This is a genomic window from Planktothrix sp. PCC 11201 (assembly GCF_900009135.1).
Taxonomy (GTDB): Bacteria; Cyanobacteriota; Cyanobacteriia; order Cyanobacteriales; family Microcoleaceae; genus Planktothrix.
On the sequence record NZ_LT797686.1, the window covers coordinates 45,001 to 49,236 of the forward strand.

A 4,236-nucleotide genomic window follows, 5' to 3' on the forward strand; every position below is an offset into this window, starting at 1 on the left:
GGTAAACGCAGGGTAGCTATGTGCGGAGTGGATAACCGCTGAAAGCATCTAAGTGGGAAGCCCACCTCAAGATGATTGCTCTCACCACTTTTTGTGGGTAAGGTCACGGGCAGAACACCCGTTGATAGGTGTTAGGTCGAAGTCCAGTGATGGATGTAGCCAAGACACACTAACAGACCGAGGGCTTGACCTCATTATTTACACTACTCCAGTTTCTCTGCAATCTTCAGTGTTTCTGATTTAATAAATCTAATCTAAATGGAGCAGTCTTTTAATCTAGGGCTGCTCTCGTTTTGTATTTGTAGTTATTATTTATAATTACAATGAGATTTTGTTGATTAAGAATCCCTGGGAATTGAGCGACGGTACATTTCGCATAAATGGGCAATCGTATCAATTAAGGTTAATCGGTAGTCTAATAAAACATCTTCGCTTCTGCCTTCCAATTTAAGCTGTTTAGAAAAATTATCCATCAATTCCATATGAATTTCTACAATTCGGGTGACCGGAACATCAGCAAAAAAAGCTAAGTTTACATATTCATCAATTTTATTATTCAAACTTTGATCGGCGGCAAAATAACTCAGAACAATCTGGCGATATTTTGTTTTTAACTGATCGATAAACTCCTGACGTTCTGTAGGAGCAAGATTACGGATAAAATTCTGGGGACTTCTTTTATAGTAAACACCCAAATATCCTAATCGCTCATGGAGTTTACTGACTAGGCGACGTTGTTGACGGATGATAAAATTTGTTAGTTCTGTAGGAGCATTACCACTAGCAGACTGTTCAGTGAGGCGAGCCGTAATTGCATGGGTAATAAACTGACTAATGGCTTGGTCAATATAGCCTGAAATTTGATTCAGTTGATTATCTGTGATTCGTACCTCGGTACGGTGGTACAAATACTGTGAGGAATCTTCTTCAGGTTTGTAAGTGTCAGAAGGATTAGTCGTTGTTTGAGTTAAAGTGTCTGTAGGCTGGGATTGTGATGTAATAATAACCACCGGAACTGAAAGAGATTGCTCCTGAAGATGTTGACTAAGGAGGAGCAAATCTGGATTATCCTCAAGAACGATACAATCGAGTTGGTGTCTTTCCTGAGCCATGAATTGGAGGAATGTTTCAACAGACTGGATTTGCACTGCCATATAGCTATCATTTTGCAAATGAGACATGACGATATTCGCCAGCCCCACGGTCGGTAGAAAAACCCCGATTGATAGCTGTGGACGCCAAACTGTCGGAGAAGTTGAAACCAAGTTTTCACCGAACAAATCAGCCAGAGCCAATCTCTCCATTACTAAGATTGCTTAATCATACATAATATTTAATCACTAATTGTAACTAATCTTTAACTATTCCTGGGAAAAATTCTGCTAGTCGGATTAAGAACCTATCTCATAACTGTCGGTAGCTAAGGCTTTATAGAATTTGGTAGCTAGGGGTTTAATCCGAGTTAAGGCTGAATTTTCTGTGACATGATCGATTGTTTTCATACCGACTAAGGCAGTTAGTAATTTGGGACAAGAACGGGTAAACTGAAGGGCTTGCAGGGTTGGCGTTAATGGGGTTTGATGAAGTATCCCTTCCAGGGCTTCTGGGATATGTCCAACGGCTTTAGTTTGGCCAATGGAGGCACTAGAAATCACTGATAGACCCAAACGATGGGCTGCTGCTAGGACGGGGAGCCATGCCCGCTTGATTTGTTGCGTCGGTTTAACCAGTGCCTCTACCATGGTGGCATTGAAGGGTAACTGAAGGAATTTGAAATGATCTGTTCCATTGGAGGTTACTTGAGATGCAATTGCCTTAATCTTGGCTAAATCAAGATAATTGAATGCCGTTGGTGGGACTCGGAAGCCATCCCAAGTGGCTAAGCCATAGCTACTAATTTTTCCTTGACTAGCCGCTTTTTCTAATACTTCAAATGCCAGCCTTAAACGGGGATAAAAAATTTCTGGCGAAACTTCAGATAATTGCATTTCAGGGTTATGAAGATAATAAATATCAATTGTTTCTACTCCCAAATTATCCAAACTGCGCTCCAGTTGATCCCAAATATATTCCGGGTGTAAACAGTGACATTCTGCAACTAAATCCTCGGGTTCAATCGAAAATCTACTGTTTTCAATATATCGAGAATAAAACCAACTGATTCGATCTAAATCGGGAATAAAACCTCCTTTTGTACAAATAATTAACTCGTCTCTGGAGATAACTTCATCCCGGATTAAAGCGCGTAAAGCATCACTTATACTCCATTCAGCGTGCATATAACGATAATTAATTGCGGTATCAATCAGATTAATTCCATTTTTAACCGACTCGATAATTGCATCGGTGACCAGATCATCCGTTCGGGAGTCTGCGGCTCCTAAATAAGTGCCAATACCTATCGAACTTACAACCCAATCATTAGCTTCTCGAAAATGAGCAGCGATACAGTCTTGCTGATGGCGTTCTCGATATCCTTGGGTTCCCGTCAAAGTCGCTTTACCTAAAATTTTCATAGTGTATTATGGTGTATTTAAGTTTAAAAAAATCTGAAACTTGGTTTATACTCTCTATTTTAAACAATTCTTTCGTATCTTCTCGTTTTATTGCTATTTTGTTACTAATGAATCCAAAATCCTAGTATCGGTAATTTCTATGCCATCCTTGAGATATGCCTATTTTCCGGGCTGTGTTGCCCAAGGTGCTTGCCGGGAACTGTATCAGTCTACGCAAGTTCTCACCGAAGCGTTAGGCATTGAACTCGTTGAACTGAAAAAGGCGTCTTGCTGCGGTTCGGGAACCTTCAAAGAAGATTCCCGACTGTTGGAAGATGCGGTCAATGCCCGTAATATTGCTTTAGCAGAAGAATTAAATTTACCCTTACTGACCCATTGCAGCACCTGTCAAGGGGTGATTGGTCACGTCGATGAACGGTTAAAAGAATTTCAGGACAATGACCCAGCTTATATTGAAAAAGTGAATGGGCTACTCAGCAAAGAAGGCTGTTCACCCTATCAAGGGACAACGGAAGTTAAACACCTGCTGTGGGCCTTAGTCGCCGATTATGGTTTGGCTGAAATTGAACGCCAAGTCAGTCGCAAACTATCGGGTTTGAAGTGTGCTGCCTTTTATGGCTGTTATCTCCTCCGCGCCCAAACCCATCTCCCCTATGATGACCCCCATCAACCGGAATCCATGGAAAACCTGTTTCGGGCTGTGGGGGCAACTCCGGTATATTATCGGGGGAGAACCCAATGTTGCGGTTGGCCTCTATCGAGTTACGCGACGGAATCCGCCTTTCAAATGGCTGGAAAACATATTCAAGAGGCGATTGATAACGGTGCAGATTGTCTGGTAACGCCCTGTCCCCTGTGCCATCTGAATTTAGATTCTCGTCAGCCGGAAGTCGAAAAAGTAATCGGTCGTCCCTTGGGTTTACCTGTCCTCCATCTTCCCCAATTAGTGGCCCTCGCCCTGGGTATTGACCCCCAACAACTGGGTTTAGACCGCCATGTTGTTTCCACAAAGTCTGTGTTGGACAAAATTAGAGCGTGAATTGTGAACTGTTAGGGCGGGAAATATTACATTGTTTAAAGTTTTATCGCCTTATGTGTATTGGAAGTGAAACACTGGGGTATTGTGATGCAATATATGGGATGATCCCGCTCCTATTAAGCTGGACTTCTAACCTGTATTTAGGGCAGAACTTGTAACATTTTGATATCTACTGGAGAAATCATTCAATGTCTCATACAGTCAAAATTTACGATACCTGTATCGGCTGTACCCAATGTGTTCGGGCTTGCCCCACTGACGTCCTGGAAATGGTTCCCTGGGATGGTTGCAAGGCTGCTCAGGTAGCTTCCTCTCCCCGCACCGCAGATTGTGTCGGTTGCAAACGTTGTGAAACTGCCTGTCCTACAGACTTCCTGAGTATTCGGGTTTATCTCGGTGCTGAAACCACTCGTAGTATGGGTCTAGCCTACTAAACTCTGCCTCAAAGCGGGTGTTTATCTCAATCCATAATGTATTGCTTTCACCCGAAAGGATACAGTGGGTTCAATCTTCACGAAGGGGGGAAATTCCACCCCTCTTTTTTATTGGGATATTGGCCGTTGACAGGGTTGGCACGGACATCTTTTTACCTTAATTAACGCTAAAGTTATATAGCAAGAGGCAATAGGGAATAGGCAATCTCGCTATAGGTAAATACTTACTGTGAGCAGCTTTTAGCTT

The 4,236-nt window shown here is 42.4% G+C and carries 4 protein-coding genes and 1 rRNA gene (1 of these 5 only partly in view); 3 read left to right on the forward strand and 2 right to left on the reverse strand.

Annotated elements, in window-relative coordinates; translation table 11 throughout:
- A 23S ribosomal RNA gene (locus PL11201_RS00975) occupies nucleotides 1–193 on the forward strand (it extends 2,694 nt beyond the left edge of the window).
- A 145-nt stretch (nucleotides 194–338) separates the two neighbouring features.
- On the opposite strand, the gene PL11201_RS00980 is transcribed toward PL11201_RS00975, so the two are convergent.
- Nucleotides 339–1,295: a circadian clock protein KaiA gene (locus PL11201_RS00980; RefSeq protein WP_339394336.1), complete on the reverse strand. Its 957-nt coding sequence runs from the start codon at nucleotides 1,293–1,295 to the stop codon at nucleotides 339–341.
- Between the two features lie 96 nt (nucleotides 1,296–1,391).
- Nucleotides 1,392–2,516: an aldo/keto reductase gene (locus PL11201_RS00985; protein ID WP_079676789.1), complete on the reverse strand. Its 1,125-nt coding sequence runs from the start codon at nucleotides 2,514–2,516 to the stop codon at nucleotides 1,392–1,394.
- Nucleotides 2,517–2,655: 139 nt separating this feature from the next.
- Here PL11201_RS00985 and PL11201_RS00990 point away from each other — a divergent pair, with 139 nt between their 5' ends.
- Both PL11201_RS00990 and psaC read left to right on the forward strand, forming a co-directional pair.
- Nucleotides 2,656–3,555, forward strand: a complete 900-nt coding sequence (locus PL11201_RS00990) for a CoB--CoM heterodisulfide reductase iron-sulfur subunit B family protein (RefSeq protein WP_079676790.1) — start codon at nucleotides 2,656–2,658, stop codon at nucleotides 3,553–3,555.
- 188 nt (nucleotides 3,556–3,743) lie between these two features.
- Nucleotides 3,744–3,989, forward strand: coding sequence for a photosystem I iron-sulfur center protein PsaC (psaC, locus tag PL11201_RS00995; protein WP_079676791.1), 246 nt, complete (start codon nucleotides 3,744–3,746; stop codon nucleotides 3,987–3,989).
- Nucleotides 3,990–4,236 lie beyond the last annotated feature (247 nt).

Excerpts from the sequence above, each read along its gene's own strand:
- PL11201_RS00985 (WP_079676789.1), bottom strand. The coding sequence starts at position 2,516 with ATGAAAATTTTAGGTAAAGCGACTTTGACGGGAACCCAAGGATATCGA.
- PL11201_RS00990 (WP_079676790.1), top strand. The coding sequence starts at position 2,656 with ATGCCATCCTTGAGATATGCCTATTTTCCGGGCTGTGTTGCCCAAGGT.
- psaC (WP_079676791.1), top strand. The coding sequence starts at position 3,744 with ATGTCTCATACAGTCAAAATTTACGATACCTGTATCGGCTGTACCCAA.